14 protein-coding genes are annotated in these 18854 nt (G+C 71.3%); 11 read left to right on the top strand and 3 right to left on the bottom strand.

The window, feature by feature from the left end:
• Nucleotides 1–15: 15 nt before the first annotated feature.
• On the top strand, nt 16–783 hold the full coding sequence (locus tag CLV43_RS29835; protein WP_106191145.1) for a MerR family transcriptional regulator: 768 nt from the start codon (nt 16–18) through the stop codon (nt 781–783).
• Complete coding sequence (locus CLV43_RS29830) at nt 780–1643, top strand: transglutaminase domain-containing protein (RefSeq protein WP_211304612.1); 864 nt, start codon at nt 780–782, stop codon at nt 1641–1643. The genes CLV43_RS29835 and CLV43_RS29830 overlap by 4 nt, the downstream gene beginning before the upstream one ends.
• A gap of 96 nt (nt 1644–1739) precedes the next feature.
• On the opposite strand, the gene CLV43_RS29825 is transcribed toward CLV43_RS29830, so the two are convergent.
• Complete coding sequence (locus CLV43_RS29825) at nt 1740–3188, bottom strand: bifunctional phosphatase PAP2/diacylglycerol kinase family protein (protein ID WP_170156067.1); 1449 nt, start codon at nt 3186–3188, stop codon at nt 1740–1742.
• 79 nt (nt 3189–3267) lie between these two features.
• Between CLV43_RS29825 and pafA the strand changes: the two genes are divergently transcribed.
• The 9 genes from pafA to CLV43_RS29780 all read left to right on the top strand — a co-directional run bounded on the left by pafA (nt 3268) and on the right by CLV43_RS29780 (nt 11634).
• The gene (gene pafA / locus CLV43_RS29820; RefSeq protein WP_106191139.1) at nt 3268–4626 is read left to right on the top strand and encodes a Pup--protein ligase; all 1359 of its coding nucleotides are present in this window, start codon (nt 3268–3270) and stop codon (nt 4624–4626) included.
• Between the two features lie 94 nt (nt 4627–4720).
• Nucleotides 4721–5752, top strand: a complete 1032-nt coding sequence (locus CLV43_RS29815) for a WD40/YVTN/BNR-like repeat-containing protein (RefSeq protein WP_106191137.1) — start codon at nt 4721–4723, stop codon at nt 5750–5752.
• Between the two features lie 90 nt (nt 5753–5842).
• A complete protein-coding gene (locus CLV43_RS29810) occupies nt 5843–6835 on the top strand; it encodes a helix-turn-helix transcriptional regulator (RefSeq protein ID WP_106191135.1) in 993 nt (330 codons plus the stop codon).
• Nucleotides 6832–7803, top strand: a complete 972-nt coding sequence (locus tag CLV43_RS29805; RefSeq protein WP_106191133.1) for a helix-turn-helix transcriptional regulator — start codon at nt 6832–6834, stop codon at nt 7801–7803. The genes CLV43_RS29810 and CLV43_RS29805 overlap by 4 nt, the downstream gene beginning before the upstream one ends.
• 18 nt (nt 7804–7821) lie before the next feature.
• Complete coding sequence (locus CLV43_RS29800) at nt 7822–8073, top strand: bacteriophage holin (RefSeq protein WP_106191132.1); 252 nt, start codon at nt 7822–7824, stop codon at nt 8071–8073.
• On the top strand, nt 8066–8389 hold the full coding sequence (gene tatA / locus CLV43_RS29795; RefSeq protein WP_106191130.1) for a Sec-independent protein translocase subunit TatA: 324 nt from the start codon (nt 8066–8068) through the stop codon (nt 8387–8389). The genes CLV43_RS29800 and tatA overlap by 8 nt, the downstream gene beginning before the upstream one ends.
• Before the next feature lie 104 nt (nt 8390–8493).
• Entirely contained in the window at nt 8494–9387 is an 894-nt protein-coding gene (gene tatC, locus CLV43_RS29790) for a twin-arginine translocase subunit TatC (protein WP_106191128.1), read from the top strand.
• A gap of 134 nt (nt 9388–9521) precedes the next feature.
• Nucleotides 9522–10394, top strand: a complete 873-nt coding sequence (locus CLV43_RS29785; protein WP_106191126.1) for a diacylglycerol/lipid kinase family protein — start codon at nt 9522–9524, stop codon at nt 10392–10394.
• An 85-nt stretch (nt 10395–10479) separates the two neighbouring features.
• Nucleotides 10480–11634 (top strand): cellulose-binding domain-containing protein, encoded by a 1155-nt coding sequence (locus CLV43_RS29780; protein WP_245887083.1) that lies wholly within the window; start codon nt 10480–10482, stop codon nt 11632–11634.
• 963 nt (nt 11635–12597) lie between these two features.
• Here CLV43_RS29780 and CLV43_RS29775 read toward each other — a convergent pair.
• Both CLV43_RS29775 and gltB read right to left on the bottom strand, forming a co-directional pair.
• Complete coding sequence (locus tag CLV43_RS29775) at nt 12598–14049, bottom strand: glutamate synthase subunit beta (RefSeq protein WP_106191125.1); 1452 nt, start codon at nt 14047–14049, stop codon at nt 12598–12600.
• Nucleotides 14042–18580: a glutamate synthase large subunit gene (gltB, locus tag CLV43_RS29770; RefSeq protein WP_245887082.1), complete on the bottom strand. Its 4539-nt coding sequence runs from the start codon at nt 18578–18580 to the stop codon at nt 14042–14044. The genes CLV43_RS29775 and gltB overlap by 8 nt, the downstream gene beginning before the upstream one ends.
• Nucleotides 18581–18854: the final 274 nt, after the last annotated feature.

Genomic DNA, 18854 nt, shown 5'->3' with positions numbered 1-18854 from the left:
CGTAGCGTCGCCTCCATGACCGGACGGCAAGGCCCTGAGCAGCGGTGGAGCGTGGGGGAGCTGGCCCGCGCGACCGGCCTCACCGTGCGCGCGCTGCACCACTACGACGACATCGGGCTGGTCACGGCCAGCGAGCGGACGGCCGCGGGGCACCGCAGGTACGCGGAGGCCGACCTGCGGCGGCTGTACCGGGTGCGCGCGTTGCGCGGGCTCGGGCTGTCGCTGGAGGAGATCGCCACCGTGCTCGCCCGTGACGTCGACGACGTGTCCGCGCTGCGGGCGGTCCTGGAAGGCCAGTTGGCCCACCTGGACGAGCAGGCGGTGCGCGTGTCCAGGCTGCGCGAGCAGGTCGCCGGCCTGCTGGCGAGCCTGGACGAGGGCATGCCCGGTCCGGAGAGGTTCACGGCGACCCTGGAGGCGATCTCGAGGATGGACGACCACTACACCCCCGCCCAGCAGGACCTCATGGCCCGGAAGAGGACGGAGCTGGGCCCGGCGGCGATCGAGGCCATGAAGGTCGAGTGGTTCGGCCTGGCCCGGCGGTTGATGGGGTTGCAGGCCCAGGACGTGCCGGTGGACGATCCGCGCGTGCAGGAGATGACGAAGAGGTGGGACGAGATCGGCACCGCCTTCCACGGCGGTGACACGGCGATCGTGGCGGCGACCGACGCGGCCTACGAGGGGTCCAAGGAGAGCCTGAACCGGCAGCTCGGCTGGCCCGCGCCGGGCGACGGCCCTGACCTGGTGGACTACGTGCGGCGGGCGCGGGAGGCGCGGACGTGAGCGGGTACACGACTCCGGGGCCGATGACGTCCGCCGGCAGGCACTCGGCGCTGCTGGAGCAGCTGCCCGACGACCTCGCGGGCCTGGTGTCCGCGGGGCACGGGCTGCTGATCCACGAGCACATCGCGCCGAACTACGGCGTGGAGCTGTCCGCCGCCGACCGCGCCCCGGTGCACCTGCGGCGGGTCGAAGACCTGCTGGACCGGATCGCCTCGCGCGACGACCGGCCCCTCACCGAGGCCAGGGAGCCGCGGGACCGGGTCGCGGGCAACTGCAGGCACTTCACCGTCCTGCTGGTGACCGCTCTGCGGGCTCGAGGGGTGCCCGCCAGGGCGCGCTGCGGGTTCGGCGGGTACTTCGGCGGCGGCACGTTCGAGGACCACTGGGTCGCCGAGTACCACGACGCCGAGCAGGACCGCTGGGTCCTGGTCGACGGCCAGATCGACGACGTGCAGCGCGGGATGTTCCCGATCGACTTCGACCCGCTGGACGTGCCGCGCGACCGCTTCCTGGTCGCGGGCGACGCCTGGCTGCGCTGCCGGGCGGGCACGGCGGACCCGGACGGGTTCGGCCTGGCCGTGATCGGCGAGACCGGGATGTGGTGGATCGCGGGCAACCTCGTCCGCGACGCGGCGGCCCTGCTGGGCACCGAGGTGCTGCCGTGGGACGGCTGGGGCGCGATGCCGGGGCCGGACGAGGAGATCACCGACGATCTGACGGCCCTGTTCGACCGGCTGGCGACGCTGACGCTGACCCCGGACGAGTCGGCCGCCGAACTGCGGGAGCTGTTCCTCGACGAGCGGCTGCGGATCCCCCCGACCGTGCACAACCACGTGCGCGGCACCGAGGACCCCATCTGACCCGCGGCCCCGCGCCGCCTTGTCGCCGACTTCCGAAAGGGGAGGCCGCGCCGATGTCGCGGCGCGGCCTCCGGGCGTGAAGTCGGGTGCGGGTCCTCAGGGGCGGTAGATCGCCAGGGCCGCGGGGTGCGAGCGGAACCGGAAGCGGTCGCCGGTGGGGCCGACCTCGCCGTCGGTCGCGATGGCCACGTCGGAGCCGAACACGCGGACGTCCAGCGTCCTGGTCTCCATGTGGCGGTAGGTGCGGCTGCGGTGCAGCGAGCCCAGCAGGGCGCCGATGAGGAACCGGATCCGCGAGTACCGGGTGTCCGCGCGGATGAACCGCACGTCCATCAGCCCGGTGTCGAGCTTCGGGCGGGTGGTCGGGGCGAAGCCCTTGGGCAGGTACGGGCCGTTGCCGACGAACAGCATCCACACGCGGTGCGGCTCGCCGTTGAGCTCCATGTCCAGCGGCTGCGACGTCCGCAGCACCTTGGCCATCGCCATGCCCGCCGCGGGCCACTTGCCCCAGCGCTTCTCCAGCTTCTCGCGCACCCGCACCATGTCCGGGTAGCCGCCGAGGCTCGCGGTGTTGACGAACCAGATCCGGTCACCGCCGTCGACCTCCACGGCCGACAGGTCGACCCGCACGCCGTCGCCCGCCGCGACCGCGGTCTCCGCGTCGGCCAGACCCTCGACGCCGATGTCGCGGGCGAAGTGGTTGAGCGTGCCCGCGGGCACGAGCACCAGCGGCAGGTCGTGCTCGGCGGCCACGGCGGCCACCGCGGCGACGGACCCGTCGCCGCCCGCGACGCCCAGTGCGAGCGGGTGGTGGTCCTCGACGACGGTGTCGAGGCCGTCGATCGCGATGACGGTGGCCTTCGGCCACGCCTGCTGGATCTGCTCGGTCGGGTCGGTCGTGGTGGGCCCCGAGCCGGGGTTGACGACCACCACGAGGCCCTCGCCCTCGGCCAGCGGTTCCAGCGTCGTGTGCTCGTAGGCGGTCGCGGCCTCCTCGCGGCCGAGCGGCCACCAGCGGCGGGTCAGCAGGCCCGCGCCGACGCCGATCGCGGCACCGGCGGCCACGTCGGACGGCCAGTGCACCCCCGTGTGGACGCGCGAGTACGCCACGGCCGCCGCGATCGGGGCGATCGCGACCGCGACCTTCGGCGAGTCCATCGCGATGGCGGTGGTGAACGCCGCCGCCGAGGCCGCGTGCCCCGACGGGAACGACGAGGAGGTGGGCCGCTTGGTCAGCCTGCGGGCCATCGGCACCAGGTCGGCGGCCGGCCTGCGGCGCGGGAACAGGGTCTTGCCGACCGCGTTCGCGCTGAAGCTGGCGCCCGCGATGGCCACCACGCCGCGCAGCGCGGCCTTGCGCGTTATTCCTTTCCGCGTGGCCAGCAGACCGGCGATCGCGAACCACAGCACACCGTGGTTCGCCGTCTTCGTCAGCCTCATCAGCACCGCGTCCGCCGAGGTCAGAGGCAGGTTCGCACTCTTCCGAACCAGCTTCTGGTCGATCTGCCCGACCCGCATACCCGACTTGCGCACTCGTCTCAACACACGACGACGTTAGCCCGAATCGGGCACGCCGCCCGTTTGGATCACTGATCGCGGGGGGTTTTGCGCCTACTGTTGAGGGATGCAGCGGCGGATCTTCGGCATTGAGACTGAGTTCGGGGTGACCTGCACCTTCCACGGGCAGCGCAGGTTGTCCCCGGATGAGGTCGCGCGGTATCTGTTCCGCCGGGTCGTGTCGTGGGGGCGTTCCTCGAACGTGTTCCTGCGCAACGGCTCCCGGCTGTACCTCGACGTGGGCTCCCACCCGGAGTACGCGACGGCCGAGTGCGACGACCTGGCCCAGCTCGTCACCCACGACAAGGCGGGGGAGCGGATCCTCGAAGACCTGCTCGTCGACGCCGAACGCAGGCTCGCCGACGAGGGCATCGGCGGGGACATCTTCCTGTTCAAGAACAACACCGACTCGGCGGGCAACTCCTACGGCTGCCACGAGAACTACCTGGTCGCCCGCGCGGGGGAGTTCTCCCGCATCGCGGACGTCCTGCTGCCGTTCCTGGTGACCCGGCAGCTCATCTGCGGAGCGGGGAAGGTCCTCCAGACTCCCCGCGGAGCCGTGTTCTGCCTCTCGCAGCGGGCCGAGCACATCTGGGAGGGCGTCTCCAGCGCGACGACCCGCTCCCGGCCGATCATCAACACCCGCGACGAGCCGCACGCCGACGCCGAGCGCTACCGCAGGCTCCACGTCATCGTCGGCGACTCCAACATGTCCGAGGTCACGACCCTGCTCAAGGTGGGCAGCGCGAACCTCGTGCTGGAGATGATCGAGCAGGGGGTGCAGTTCCGGGACTTCTCCCTGGACAACCCGATAAGGGCCATCCGCGAGATCAGCCACGACCTCACCGGCCGGCGCACCGTCCGGCTCGCGGGCGGCAAGGAGGCCTCGGCGCTGGACATCCAGCGCGAGTACTACGAGCGGGCCGTCGAGCACGTCGCCAAGCGCTCCCCGGACCCGATGGCCGAGCGCGTGCTCGAGCTGTGGGGCCGCACGCTCGACGCGATCGAGGCCGAGGACCTGTCCAAGATCGACCGCGAGATCGACTGGGCCATCAAGCACCGGCTGATGCAGCGCTACCAGACCAAGCACGACATGGACCTGTCCAACCCGCGCATCGCCCAGATCGACCTCGCCTACCACGACATCCGGCGCGGCCGGGGGATCTTCGACCTCCTGCAGCGCAAGGGCCAGGTGGAGCGGGTCACCGATGACGGCGAGATCGAGGCCGCCAAGGACACCCCGCCGCAGACCACGCGGGCGAAGCTGCGCGGCGACTTCATCGCCGCCGCGCAGGCCGCGGGCCGTGACTTCACGGTCGACTGGGTGCACCTGAAGCTGAACGACCAGGCGCAGCGCACCGTGCTGTGCAAGGACCCGTTCCGCGCGGTCGACGAGCGCGTCGAACGGCTCATCGCCTCGCTGTAGTACCTGTCGAGACGCGGAGGGGATCCCTACTTCGGTAGGGGTCCCCTCCTGCCGTCGGGTGGGGCAGCATGATCGCCAACCGAGAGGGGCGGACATGCGGGCGTTGGGCGTTGTGGTCGCGGTGCTGCTGTCGTTGCTGGTACCGGGGGTGGCGTCGGCCTCCGGAGGGCCCTCGTGGGTCGTGCGGCCGACCGGCGTGGACGCCCAGCTGCGCGGGCTGTCGGCCGTGGACGGCCGAGTCGCGTGGGTCAGCGGCAGCAAGGGCACCGTGCTGCGGACGGTCGACGGCGGCGCCACCTGGGCCCCGGTCGCCCCGCCGGACACCGCGACCCTGGAGTTCCGCGACGTCGAGGCGTTCGACGCGCTGCACGCCGTGGTGCTGTCCATCGGCCCCGGCGACTCCTCCCGGATCTACCGGACCTCCGACGGCGGCCGGACCTGGGACCTGGCCTTCCGCAACACCGAGGAGGCCGCGTTCTACGACTGCGTGGCCTTCTTCGACCGCTTCCGGGGCCTGGCCATGGGCGACCCGGTCGACGGGAGGTTCCGGATCCTGTCCACCCACGACGGCGGCCGCAGCTGGTCGCTCGTGCCGGAGGAGAACTTCCCGCCGGCGCTGGCGGGCGAGGCCGGGTTCGCCGCCAGCGGCCAGTGCGTGGCCACCGCGGGCCCGTTCGACGCCTGGTTCGCCACCGGCGGCGGCGCGACGGCCCGCGTGCTGCACTCCGGCGACGGCGGCAGGCACTGGCAGGCCACCGACACCCCGCTGCTGAGCCTGCCGTCCGCGGGCGTGTTCGCGGTGGCGTTCCGGACGCCGTGGCAGGGGCTCGCGATCGGCGGCGACTACGCGCGGCCCGCGGAGCCGGTGCCCGCGCTCGCGTTGACGGCCGACGGCGGCCGGAGCTGGAAGGTGCCGCCTCAGGCGCCCCTCGGCTACCGGTCGGGAGCGGCGTGGCGCGGCGGCTCGGTCATCGCCGTCGGACCCACCGGCAGCGACCTGAGCACCGACGGCGGCAGGCACTGGCGGTCCTTCGACACGGGCGGCTTCGACACCGTGGACTGCACGCCGCTGCGGGTCTGCTGGGCCTCGGGCGCCAAGGGGCGGGTCGGCGTGCTGAAGGGCTGAGCCGCTTCCGACGCCGTGAACGGTCCGTTCGGCGGTGCTCGTGCCGGGGAGGCAGGACGTCCGGTCGTCCGACGGGGTTAGGGTTGGACGGTGTCCACCACCCGCGCCGAACGGCTCGTCAACCTGGTGTTGTGCCTGCTGTCGACCCGCCAGTTCCTGAGCGCCGAGCGCATCCGCGGCATCGTCCCCGGCTACGCCGACGCGCTCAGCGACGAGGCGTTCTTCCGCATGTTCGAACGGGACAAGACCGAGCTGCGGGACCTCGGCGTGCCGCTGGAGGTCGGCAAGACCCAGTCGTTCGAGACGACGGACGGGTACCGGATCGCGCGCCGCGACTACGAGCTGGGCGACATCGACCTGGAGCCCGACGAGGCCGCCGCGGTCGCGCTGGCCGCCCGGCTGTGGGACTCGCCGCAGTTCACCGGTGCCGCGCACGGGGCGCTGATCAAGCTGCGCGCGGCGGGCGTGGACGTGGACCAGGACGTGCACGCGGCCGTGGAGCCGAAGGTGCGCACCAGCGAGCCGGCGTTCCCGTCGCTGCTGGCGGCGGTGCAGGCCGGTCAGGTCGTCGAGTTCGACTACCGGCGCCCGGTCGCGACCGACGTGGCCACCCGCACCATCGAGCCGTGGGGCGTGGTCGCCTGGCGCGGCCGCTGGTACCTGGTCGGCCACGACCGCGACCGCGGCGCCGCCCGCTGCTTCCGGCTGTCCCGCGTGGTCGGGGAGGTGCGCACGGTCGGCAAGCCCGGAGTCGTGCAGCGGCCGGAGGACGTGGACCTGCTGAGCTTCGTCGCGACCAGCCAGCGCGACGCCCCGCCCAGCGCGCCCACCAGGCTGTGGGTGGCCAAGGGCCGGGCGCACGGGCTGCGCAGGCGCGCGCGGCTCGTCGGCGAGCAGGTGGTCGAGGGCGAGCCGGGCGACCTGGTGGAGATCGAGCTGCGCTTCCCGGACTCGGCGGCCAAGTGGATCGCGGGCTTCGGCCCGGACGTGCTGGTGCTGGAGCCCGAGGTGCTGGCGAAGTCGGTGCGGGAACGGCTGCTGGGCGCGCTGAGCACCCAGCGCGGTGCGGAGGTGGGTCGGTGAGCGCGTCCTCGGAACGGGTGCCCCGGCTGCTCGCCCTGGTGCCGTACCTGCTGGCCAGACCGGGCATCCCGCTGCGCGAGGTGGCGGCGGACTTCGACGTGCCCGAGAAGCAGCTGCGCAAGGACCTGGAGCTGCTCTGGATGTGCGGGCTGCCCGGCTACGGCCCCGGCGACCTGATCGACCTGTCGTTCGAGGGCGACACGGTCACCGTGGGCTTCGACGCGGGCATGAGCAGGCCGCTGCGGCTGACCGCCGCCGAGGCCACGTCGCTGCTGGTGGCGCTGCGCGCGCTGAGCGACACGCCGGGCATGCTGGACGCCGAGGCGGTCCAGCGGGCCGTGGCGAAGATCGAGGCGGCCGTGGGGCAGGCCCAGCCCGCGGGCGTGGCGGTCGGGCTGGCGCTGCGCGAGGCACCGGAGACCGCGAAGGTCCGCGACGCGCTCCAGGACGGCGTCCGGCGCGGTCGGGCGCTGCGGCTGCGCTACTACACCCCGTCACGGGACGAGATCACCGACCGGGTCGTCGACCCGATGCGGATGCTCCTCGTGGAGGGTCACAGCTACCTCGAGGCCTGGTGCCGGGGAGCCGACGGCGTCCGGTTGTTCCGGCTCGACCGGATCGACGAGGTCGAGGTGCTGGAGGAGGGCGCGGCCCCGCCGCCGCACGCCCAGCTCACCGACACTTCGGAGGGGTTGTTCCGGCCCGACCCGTCGCAGCGGATGGCCGTGCTCGTGCTGGAGCCGGACGCGCGCTGGATCGCCGAGTACTACCCGGTCGACGACGTGATCGAGCTCGGCGCGGGCCGGGCGCGCGTGATGATGCGCTACGCGGACCTGTCGTGGATGGTCAGGCTGGCCCTGGGCCTCGGCGGGGACGTGCGCGTGGAGCACCCGGCGGAGCTCGCCGACGAGGTCATCAGGCAGTCCACCGCCGCGTTGCGGCGGGCGGAACACCTGCCGTCCACCTGAGACCAGTACGGTGAGGGGGTGCCGTACTTGCCCAGCCTGGTGCTCGTGGTCATCGGAGTGGTCGCCCTGGTGGTGATAGCGATCCGAGTGACCCGGTCGTTGCGCCGCTTCACAGGGGCCAGCACCCTGGTGGGTGACAATGTGGGCAACGGCGTGGGTTTGCTGAAGGCGCGGACGGCCGCGCTCGGCGTTGCCTTCGCGGAACGGCGTTCGGATCAGCCCCGCGTGCGATCGACGGACCGGGGGAGACAGGAGGACCACCGTGGGTAACCTCGGAGCTACAGAGCTGATCATCATCGCCGTGGTGATCATCCTGCTGTTCGGTGCGAAGAAGCTGCCGGACATGGCGCGTTCGCTCGGCAAGTCGGCGAAGATCCTCAAGGCGGAGACCAAGGGCCTGCGCGAGGACGACGACCAGACGCAGCACCAGGCGCCCCCGCAGCAGTACGCGCCGCAGCCGCCGGTCCAGCAGGCCCCGCCCCAGCAGCTGCCGCCCGCACAGCCCCAGGTCGTGCAGCCGCCCGTCGCGCAGCCGCAGCCGGTCGTGCAGCAGCAGCCCGTGGACCAGAAGAACCCCAACAACTGAGCTGAAGGACGGACCGCACGGTGGGCGCAAGTCCCGTCCGGTGGCTGGGTCAGCTCCGGGACCGCAGGAACAAGACCAGCCGTCGGGCGAACCCCGATGGCACGATGTCCCTCAAGGACCACCTCTACGACCTGCGCAGCAGGCTCGCGTGGGGTCTGCTGTTCATCGCCATCGGCGCGATCTTCGGCTTCTTCTGGTGGCAGTGGCGGCTCTTCGGCCTGCCCAGCCTCGGTGACGTCGTCATCGCCCCGTACTGCGGCATCCCGCTGGACAACCGGCTGCACCAGGGCGACGTCGCCTGCCAGCTGCTGCAGACGGAGCCGTTCGAGGGCTTCATGATCCGCCTGAAGGTCGGCGCGGCGGCGGGCATGGCCCTGACGTCGCCGCTGTGGCTGAACCAGGTGTGGCGGTTCATCGCGCCCGGCCTGTACTCGAAGGAGCGCAAGTTCGCGCTGGTCTTCGTGTTCGCGGCGTCCGTGCTGTTCATCTGCGGCGCGGTGCTGGCCTTCTACGTCGTGCCCCAGGGCCTGAACGTCCTGGTCGGCTTCGGCGACGAGAAGTTCCTGACCGCGCTGTCCGGTGGCGCGTACATCAACTTCGTCCTGGCGCTGCTGCTCATCTTCGGCGTCAGCTTCGAGCTGCCGCTGGTCGTGGTCATGCTCAACCAGGTCGGCGTGGTGAGCTACGAGAAGCTGAACAAGTGGCGCCGCGGCATCATCTTCGCCCTGTTCGTCTTCGCCGCCATCGCCACGCCGGGTACCGACCCGATCTCGATGGTCTTCCTCGCCGTGGCGTTGACGCTGCTGTTCGAGCTCGCGATCCAGATGGCCCGCGTGCACGACCGCCGGGCGGCCAAGCGGCTCGCCGCCGAAGGGCTGGCGGAGCTCGACGACAACGAGCCCGCGCCGTTCGACTACACGCCCTCCTCGATCGAGGAGGAGCCCGTCGAGGCGCCCGCGACCCCGCGGAAGCGCCCGGACTACGACGACGCGACCTGACCCGAAGTCCTGACCGCGGGCCGTGCCGAGCTCCACCGGCGCGGCCCGCGGTCGTTCTTCCGCAGGGGTTCCGGGCACGCCCACGTGGGTATGCTCGCGACGGCGGAACGGCTGACCGAACGGGGAAACGACCGATGACCCACGCGGCCCTGCTGGTGTGCCCGGCCTCGGGTAAGGGCAGGGCGGCGCGGATCGCGGGCACGGTCGCGGCGGGCCTGCGGGAGGCCGTGGACCGGCTCGACCTGCACGTCGGCTACAGCGCCGGGGACACCGCCCGACTGGCCCGCAAGGCCGTGGCCGACGGCGTGGACGTGCTCGTCGTCCTGGGTGGCGACGGCGGCGCGCACCTCGGCGTCCAGGCGTGCGCGGAGACCCCGACCGCGCTGGCCGTGGTCCCCGCGGGCACCGGCAACGACTTCGCGGCCGTGCTCGGCACGGCGACCGTGGACGACGTGGTGGCGAACCTGCGTTCGGGCGCCCGCAAGCGGTTCGACCTCGGCCGGGTCTCGACCGGCACCTGGTTCGCGACCGTGCTGTGCGCCGGGTTCGACTCGGCCGTGAACGAACGCGCGAACGCGATGCGCTGGCCCGCCGGACCCCGCCGGTACGACCTGGCGATCCTGGCCGAGCTGGCCGCGCTGCGGGCGGCGCCGCTGGTCGTGGAGACCGAGCACGGCGTCGAGGAGCTGGACGCGACGCTGGTCGCGATCGGCAACACCCCCTGCTACGGCGGCGGCATCCCCGTCTGCCCCGACGCCGACCCGACCGACGGTCTGTTCGACCTCACCGTCGTCACCGAGGTCAGCCGCACCGCCCTGGTCCGGATGCTGCCCACCCTGCGCACCGGCGGCCACGTCGAACACCTGGCCGTCCGCACCCTGCGCGCCCGGTCCGTCCGCCTCGGCGGCGACAACGGCTGGGTCGGCTACGCCGACGGCGAGCGCATCGCCGAACTACCCCTCTCGGTCGACTGCCGCCCCGGCGCGCTGGCGGTCGTCGCCTCGTAGTTGGTGCGCTCGGTCTCTTCCGCACAGATGACGAACTCGTTACGGTCAGTGTCTGGGAGCGTTCCCAGAAACGTGAGGAGTAACCGTGCGAACCCTGCTGCGCGTGCTCGCCGCCGTCATGTCCGGTCTGTCCGTCGTGGCACTGGTCGTGGTCGGCGGCCACTCCTCCGCCTCGGCCGCACCCGCCTGCGCCGTCGTCTACCAACCGAACCAGTGGCAGGGCGGGTTCACCGCGAACGTCACCGTCACCAACGGCGGCGCGCCGGTCACCGCGTGGACGCTCACCTGGACCTACACCGGCAGCCAGGTGGTGACCTCCGCGTGGAACGCGACCGTCACCCAGTCCGGCAAGGTCGTCACGGCGAAGAACGCCGCCCACAACGGCACCCTGGGCACCGGCGCCAGCACCCAGTTCGGTTTCCAGGCGACCTTCCAGGGCACCAACGACGCCCCGGTCGACTACGCGTTCAACGGCGTCTCCTGCAACGGCCAACCGCCCACGACCACCACGACGACAACCACCACCACGACGACGACGACCACCACACCCCCGGTTCCGGGCACGTGCCCGACCGGCGCCGTCTGCGACAACTTCGAAAACCAGACCGGCACGACCCCCTCGGGCCTGTGGACCGTCGGCGCGGCCAACTGCACGGGCGCCGGAACCGTCTCCGTCGACACCGCCGTCGCCCACGGCGGCACCCGCTCCATCCGCGTCGACGGCAAAGCCGGCTACTGCAACCACATCTTCTTCGGCACCGCCGTGTCCATCTCCGGCCCGGTCCGCGTCCGCTACTACCTCCGCCACACCACCGCACTACCCACCAGCCACATCACCACCGCGGCGTTGAAGGACACCTCCGACAACAACCGCGACCTCCGCTTCGGCGGCCAAAACCAAGCCCTCCAGTGGAACCGCGAATCCGACGACGCCACCCTCCCCGCCCAAAGCCCGGCAGGCGTGGCGCAAAGCGTCCCGCTCCCGCTCAACCAGTGGAACTGCGTCGAATTCGAAATCGACCGCACCGGTACCCTCCGCACCTGGCTCGACTCCCACGAGATCACCGGCCTGAAAGTCGACGGCACCCCCACCCCCGACATCGACCAACAATGGCTCTCCCGCACCAACTGGCACCCCACCCCAGTCGACCTGCGCCTCGGCTGGGAAAGCTACGGCGAAGGCTCCGACACCCTCTGGTACGACGACGTGGTAATCGCCAACTCCGCCATCGGCTGCTAACCACCAGGGCACACCAATCGGAGGTCCCCTGACCGTGAAGACCCCCCGATGCACAAGGTACTCAGGGGGTCCGACATTTTCGGCGCGCCAAATTCGGCACACGGCTACTTGATCTTCGGAAACACCAGCTACTACTTGACGACCCTCCACACGACACGACAAGCGCCTAACCCGACAAATGCCCACCACCCGCCACCCACCGCACCGGATGCGACCTGGCCCATCCGCCACCTCGCATCCGGCGCGGAGCGCCCGCCTTCTCCATCCGACGCGCGGCGAGGACGCAGTGTCCGACGGCGAAGCCAAGGCTCCGCAGATGGGCGAAGCCCGCCAACGCGCATCCGGCGCGCAGCGCCCAGGGCCTTATCGGCGCAGCCGATGCCTGTACCAGGCGCGCAGCGAGGATTCCCTGATGGGCGAAGCCCGCCACCCCCATCCGGCGCGGAGCGCCTGGGGTCCTGTCCGACGCGTAGCGAGGATCCCCAGCGGGGCGCAGCCCGCCACCCCCAACCGGCGCGGAGCGCCAGGGGCCTTGTCCGACGCGCAGCGAGGATGCCCGGTCGGCGAAGCCGATGCCCTGTCAGGCGGAGCCTGATGCCCTCTCAACCACTCGTCCCCCACGCACCCCGACGAGAAGCCATCTCTATGACCACCGCCGCTTGTCAAGACAGCGCTATCGTCTTGACAAGCGGCGGTGGTCATAGAACACTCGGCGACCGGGGTGAACCCCTCACGAAAACCCCAAACCAAGGGTCCCCCAACCCAGAAGACCCCCCAATACACAAGGTACTCAGGGGGTCCGACAATTCCGGGCCCCCAGAAACCCAAACCCCCCAAACCCAAACCCCCCAAACCCAAACCCCCCAAACCCAAACCCCCTCAAACCCAAGGGCCCCCGAGGACAACACCGTCCCCGAGGGCCCCAGCCCAACACCCGTCAGCCCAACACCCGTCAGCCCAACATCACACCATCGGCCGATCACCCGGCCCGATCGGCCGAGGCAACAAATCCCTACCGGTCAAATAAGCATCCACCCCCGCCGCCGCCGACCTCCCCTCCGCAATCGCCCACACGATCAACGACTGCCCCCTCCCCATGTCCCCCGCCACGAACACCCCGTCCACCGACGTGGCGAACGACCGATCCCGCGCCACATTCCCCCGACCATCCAGCTCCACCCCCAGCTCCTCGATCAACCCAGCCCTCTCGGGCCCGAGGAACCCCATCGCCAGGGTCACCAGCTGAGCCGGGATCACCCGCTCAGTCCCCTCCACCGGCACGAACTTCCCACCCTCGAAGGCGACCTCGACGAGCTGCAACGACTGCACAGCACCGTTTTCGTCTCCCCGGAACTCCACCGTGGACACCGCGTAGACGCGCTCCCCACCCTCTTCGTGGGCCGAGGACACGCGGTAGATCATCGAGTAGGTGGGCCACGGGTTGGTGGCAGAGCGCACCTCCGGAGGGCGGGGCATGATCTCGAGTTGGGTCACCGAGGCCGCGCCCTGCCGGTGCGCGGTGCCGACGCAGTCCGCGCCGGTGTCACCGCCCCCGATCACGACGACGTGCTTCCCGCCCGCGTGGATGGGCGACTGCTCGAGGTCGCCCCGTGCCACCCGGTTCGCGGGCGGCAGGTACTCCATGGCCTGGTGCACCCCGGACAGCGAGCGGCCGGGGATCGGCAGGTCGCGCCACGCCGTGGCGCCGCCCGCGAGCACGACTGCGTCGTAGGACTCGCGCAGCTCCTCGACGGTGACGTCCACGCCGACGTTGACCGAGACGCGGAACTCGGTGCCCTCGGCCCGCATCTGGTCGAGCCGCCGGTCGAGCCGCCACTTCTCCATCTTGAACTCCGGGATGCCGTACCGCAGCAGCCCGCCGATCGCGTCGGCGCGCTCCAGCACCACGACGTCGTGACCGGCGCGCGTCAGCTGCTGCGCGGCGGCCAGGCCCGCGGGCCCGGAGCCGACGACGGCGACCTTCTTGCCGGTGCGGACCTCGGGGACCTGCGGGGTCACCCAGCCCTCGTCCCACGCGCGGTCGATGATCGAGATCTCGACCCGCTTGATGGTCACCGGATCGCCGTTGATGCCGACGACGCACGCGGTCTCGCACGGGGCGGGGCACAACGTCCCGGTGAACTCCGGGAAGTTGTTGGTGGCGTGCAGGCGCTCGGCGGCCTGCCGCCAGTCCTCCCGCCACACCAGGGTGTTCCACTCGGGGATGAGGTTGCCCAGCGGGCAGCCCTGGTGGCAGAACGGGATGCCGCAGTCCATGCAGCGCCCGGCCTGCTTCTCCAGCCGCTGCCCCTCGAACTCCTCGTAGACCTCGCGCCAGTCCTTCAGGCGCAGGAACACCGGCCGGGTGGTCGGCACCTCGCGCCGGGTGGTGAGAAAACCCCTCGGGTCAGCCATGAGCGGCCTCCATGATCGCCTCGTTGACGTCGCGGCCCTCGCGCTCGGCCCGCTCCTGCGCCGCCAGCACCCGCTTGAAGTCCTTCGGCATGACCTTCGTGAACCGCTCGGCGGCCACGTCCCAGTCCGCCAGCAGACCCCGCGCCACCGCGGACTCCGTCTCCGCGTAGTGGCGTTCGACGACCTCGCGCAGGAACCCGCGCTCGTCGTCGGTGAGCCGGTCGAGGTCGACCATCTCACCGTTCACCCGCTGCGGCAGCAGGTCCAGCACGTAGGCGATGCCGCCGGACATGCCCGCCGCGAAGTTGCGGCCGGTCTGCCCGAGCACCACGACCCGACCACCGGTCATGTACTCGCAGCCGTGGTCGCCCACCCCCTCGACGACGGCCAGCGCACCGGAGTTGCGGACGCAGAAGCGCTCGCCGACCCGACCGCGCAGGAAGATCTCGCCCGACGTCGCGCCGTAGCCGATCACGTTGCCCGCGATGATGTTCTGCTCCGCCGCGAACTGCGCCTCGGCCACCGGGCGGACCGTGATCCGGCCGCCCGACAGGCCCTTGCCGACGTAGTCGTTGGCGTCGCCGACCAGCCGCAGCGTGATGCCCCTGGGCAGGAACGCGCCGAACGACTGGCCCGCCGTGCCGGTGAAGGTGATGTCGATGGTGTCGTCCGGCAGCCCCTCACCGCCCCAGCGCTTGGTCAGCTCGGAGCCGAGCATGGTGCCGACCGTGCGGTTCACGTTGCGCACGGGCAGCTCCAGCCGCACCCGGTCACCGGAGGACAGGGCGCCCTCGGCGAGCTGGATGAGAGTGTTGTCGAGCGCCTTCTCCAGACCGTGGTCCTGCGTGGTGGTCTGGTGCCTGGCCGCGCGCGGCGGCAGCTCGGGCACGTGGAAGATCGGCGACAGGTCGAGACCCGCGGCCTTCCAGTGGTCCACGGCCTTGCGCTTGTCCAGCAGCTCTGCGTGCCCGACGGCCTCCAGCAACGACCGGAAACCCAGTCGCGCCAACAGCTCCCTGACCTCCTGCGCGATGAACTGGAAGAAGTTCACCACGTGCTCGGCCTGACCGGTGAACTTGGCGCGCAGCACCGGGTTCTGCGTCGCCACCCCCACCGGGCACGTGTCGAGGTGGCAGACGCGCATCATCACGCAGCCCGACACCACCAGCGGCGCGGTCGCGAAGCCGAACTCCTCCGCGCCGAGCAGCGCGGCGATGACGACGTCGCGGCCGGTCTTGAGCTGGCCGTCGGTCTGCACCACGATCCGGTCGCGCAACCTGTTGGCCAGCAACGTCTGCTGCGTCTCGGCCAGCCCCAGCTCCCACGGTCCGCCCGCGTGCTTGAGCGAGGACAGGGGAGAGGCGCCGGTGCCGCCGTCGTGCCCGGAGATGAGCACCACGTCGGCGTGCGCCTTGGACACGCCCGCCGCGACCGTCCCGACACCGACCTCGGACACCAGCTTCACGTGCACGCGGGCGGCCGGGTTGGCGTTCTTCAGGTCGTGGATCAGCTGGGCGAGGTCCTCGATCGAGTAGATGTCGTGGTGCGGCGGCGGCGAGATGAGCCCGACACCCGGCGTGGAGTGCCGGGTCTTGGCGATCCACGGGTACACCTTCGTACCGGGCAGCTGACCGCCCTCGCCGGGCTTCGCGCCCTGCGCCATCTTGATCTGGATGTCGTCCGCGTTCACCAGGTACTCGCTGGTCACGCCGAACCGCCCGGACGCCACCTGCTTGATGGCCGACCGGCGCAGGTCGCCGTTGGCGTCGCGGGTGTAGCGGTCGCTGTCCTCGCCACCCTCACCGGTGTTGGACTTCGCGCCCAGCCGGTTCATCGCGATCGCCAGGACCTCGTGCATCTCCTTGGAGATCGACCCGTAGGAGATGGCGCCGGTGGCGAACCGCCTGACGATCTCGGAGACCGGCTCGACCTCCTCGATCGGCACCGCGGGCCGCACGCCCTCCTTGAACTCGAACAGGCCGCGCAGCGTGAGCAGCCGCTCGGACTGCTCGTCGACCGCGCGCGTGTACTCCTTGAAGATGTCGTAGCGCCCCGACCGCGTGGAGTGCTGGAGCTTGAACACGGTGGTGGGGTTGAACAGGTGCGCCTCGCCCTCGCGGCGCCACTGGTAGTCGCCGCCCACCTCCAGCTCGCGGTGGCTCGCGTGCACCCCGTCGGCCGGGAACGCCTTGCGGTGCCGCTTCGCCACCTCCTCGGCGAGCACGTCGAAGTCGACGCCGCCGAGCCGGGACGTGGTGCCGGTGAAGCAGTTCTCGACCACGCCCTCCCCGAGGCCGATGGCCTCGAAGATCTGCGCGCCGGTGTAGGACGCGACGGTGGACACGCCCATCTTCGACATCGTCTTGCGGACGCCCTTGCCCAGCCCCTTGATCAGGTTCCGGGCCGCCTGGTGCGGCGAGATGTCGCCCAGCACGCCGCGCGCGCTCAGGTCCTCCACCGTCGCCATCGCCAGGTACGGGTTCACGGCCTTGGCGCCGTACCCGACCAGCAGGGCGATGTGGTGCACCTCGCGGGCGTCGCCGGACTCCACGATGAGCCCGACCTGGGTGCGGGTCTTCTCGCGCACCAGGTGGTGGTGCACCGCCCCGGTGAGCAGCAGCGACGGGATCGGCGCCTTCGTCGCGGTCACACCGCGGTCGGACAGCACGATCACCCGCGCGCCGTCCTCGATGGCCTCCGACACCTCGGAGCGGATCTGGTCGAGCCTGGCCACCAGCGCCGCGCCACCACCCCGCACGTCGTAGGTGCCGCGGACCGTGACGGCCTGGAACTCAGGGAACTCCCCGTCGTCGTTGACGTGGGTGATCTTGGCCAGCTCGTCGTTGTCCAGCACCGGGAACGGCAGCGTGATCCGCCTGCACGAGTCGCCGTCGGCGAACAGCAGGTTCGGCTCCGACCCCACCGTGGTCTGCAACGAGGTGATGAGCTCCTCGCGGATCGAGTCCAACGGCGGGTTCGTCACCTGCGCGAACAGCTGCGTGAAGTAGTCGAACAGCTGCCGCGGCCGGTCCGACAGGGGAGCGAACGGGGCGTCGTTGCCCATCGACCCGATCGGCTCGGCACCCGAGACGGCCATCGGCCGGAGCAGGACGTTCAGCTCCTCCTCGGTGTAGCCGAACGCCTGCTGCCTGCGCACCAGCGACGCGTGCGACGGCCACTCGCGCTCCCGCAGCGGCAGGTCGTCGAGCGCCACGAGACCCTCGGCGACCCACTCGGCGTACGGGTGCGCGGCGGCCAGCTCGCCCTTGATCTCGTCGTCGTCGATGATCCGACCGGCGGCGGTGTCGACCAGGAACATCCGGCCCGGCTCCAACCGTCCCTTCCGGACGATCGTGGCCGGGTCGAACTCCAGCACACCGGCCTCGCTGCCCAGGACCACCAGCCCGTCCTCGGTGACCCAGTACCGGGCCGGGCGCAGGCCGTTGCGGTCCAGCACCGCGCCGATGACCGTGCCGTCGGTGAACGACACCAGCGCGGGCCCGTCCCACGGCTCCATGAGCGTGGCGTGGAACTCGTAGAACGCGCGCCGCGCGGCGTCCATCTCGGTGTGGTTCTCCCACGCCTCCGGGATCATCATCAGCACCGCGTGCGGCAGCGACCGGCCGCCCAGGTGCAGCATCTCCAGCACCTCGTCGAACGTCGCCGAGTCGCTGGCGCCGCGCGTGATGACCGGGAAGATCCGGGACAGGTCGCCGTCGATCACGTAGGAGGCCAGCGTCGACTCGCGGGCGTCCATCCAGTTCCGGTTGCCGCGCAACGTGTTGATCTCGCCGTTGTGCGCCACGTACCGGTACGGGTGCGCCAGCGGCCACGACGGGAACGTGTTCGTGGAGAACCGGGAGTGCACGAGCCCGATGGAGCTGGTCACCCGCTCGTCGGTGAGGTCCGGGAAGAACCTCTCCACCTGGGGCTCGGTCAGCATGCCCTTGTAGACGATCGTCCGCGCGGACAGCGACGGGAAGTACACGTCCGCCGCGTGCTCGGCGCGCTTGCGCACGACGAACGCCAACCGCTCCAACGCCAGCCCCTCGACGGCCGGGTTGCGCGGTGCGACGAACACCTGGGCGAAGTGCGGCATCGTGGTCGCCGCGGTCGGACCGACGTGCTCGGTGTCGACCGGCAGGTCGCGCCACCCGAGCACCTCGGCGTCCTCCTCGGCCGCGATCCGGCCGACCGCGTCGACGACCTCGGCGCGCTCGCCGGGGTCCACGGGCAGGAACGCCGTCCCCACGGCGTACCCACCCGCTTCCGGGAGCTCGAAGTCGACGACGGCCCGGTAGAACGCGTCCGGTACCTGGATGAGGATGCCCGCGCCGTCACCGGTCTCCGGTTCCGCTCCCCGAGCACCCCGGTGCTCGAGGTTGCGCAACGCGACCAGTGCCTTGGACACGATGTCGTGGTTGCGGCGTCCGGCCAGGTCGGCGACGAACGCGACACCGCACGCGTCGTGCTCGAACTGCGGGTCGTACAGACCCCGAGCGGAGCTCTGTTGCTGCTTGTGGTGGGTCACAGCCTGCGGCCCTCCCATGGCTAGTGCTGACAAAGGGGCACACATGTCGTTCGGGCACACGTCGGTGGCCGGGCCCCAGCACGACGAGGTGACGGGGGCACGGCCTGAGCGGGTACCGCAAAGCGCCGGGTGGAAGCCGGCTGATCTACAGGTGGTGACCGCACGCCGTTGTGCGGGAGGCACTGCGTGGTGCATGCGCACGCGGCCGGATGGCGGATCGTGGTGCGCCTGGGTGCTGCGCCGGGGGTGACCCGGTCTTGTGACGATAGTGTGA

Source organism: Umezawaea tangerina (genome assembly GCF_003002815.1).
Taxonomy (GTDB): domain Bacteria; phylum Actinomycetota; class Actinomycetes; order Mycobacteriales; family Pseudonocardiaceae; genus Umezawaea; species Umezawaea tangerina.
The sequence above is the reverse complement of the archived record's forward strand: the minus strand, read 5'-3'. Positions and strand labels throughout refer to the sequence as shown.

What these genes read in the sequence shown, in the direction of transcription:
- CLV43_RS29835 (WP_106191145.1), top strand. Translation starts at nt 16, where the DNA reads ATGACCGGACGGCAAGGCCCTGAGCAGCGGTGGAGCGTGGGGGAGCTG.
- pafA (WP_106191139.1), top strand. Translation starts at nt 3,268, where the DNA reads ATGCAGCGGCGGATCTTCGGCATTGAGACTGAGTTCGGGGTGACCTGC.
- CLV43_RS29815 (WP_106191137.1), top strand. Translation starts at nt 4,721, where the DNA reads ATGCGGGCGTTGGGCGTTGTGGTCGCGGTGCTGCTGTCGTTGCTGGTA.
- tatC (WP_106191128.1), top strand. Translation starts at nt 8,494, where the DNA reads ATGTCCCTCAAGGACCACCTCTACGACCTGCGCAGCAGGCTCGCGTGG.
- CLV43_RS29785 (WP_106191126.1), top strand. Translation starts at nt 9,522, where the DNA reads ATGACCCACGCGGCCCTGCTGGTGTGCCCGGCCTCGGGTAAGGGCAGG.
- CLV43_RS29775 (WP_106191125.1), bottom strand. Translation starts at nt 14,049, where the DNA reads ATGGCTGACCCGAGGGGTTTTCTCACCACCCGGCGCGAGGTGCCGACC.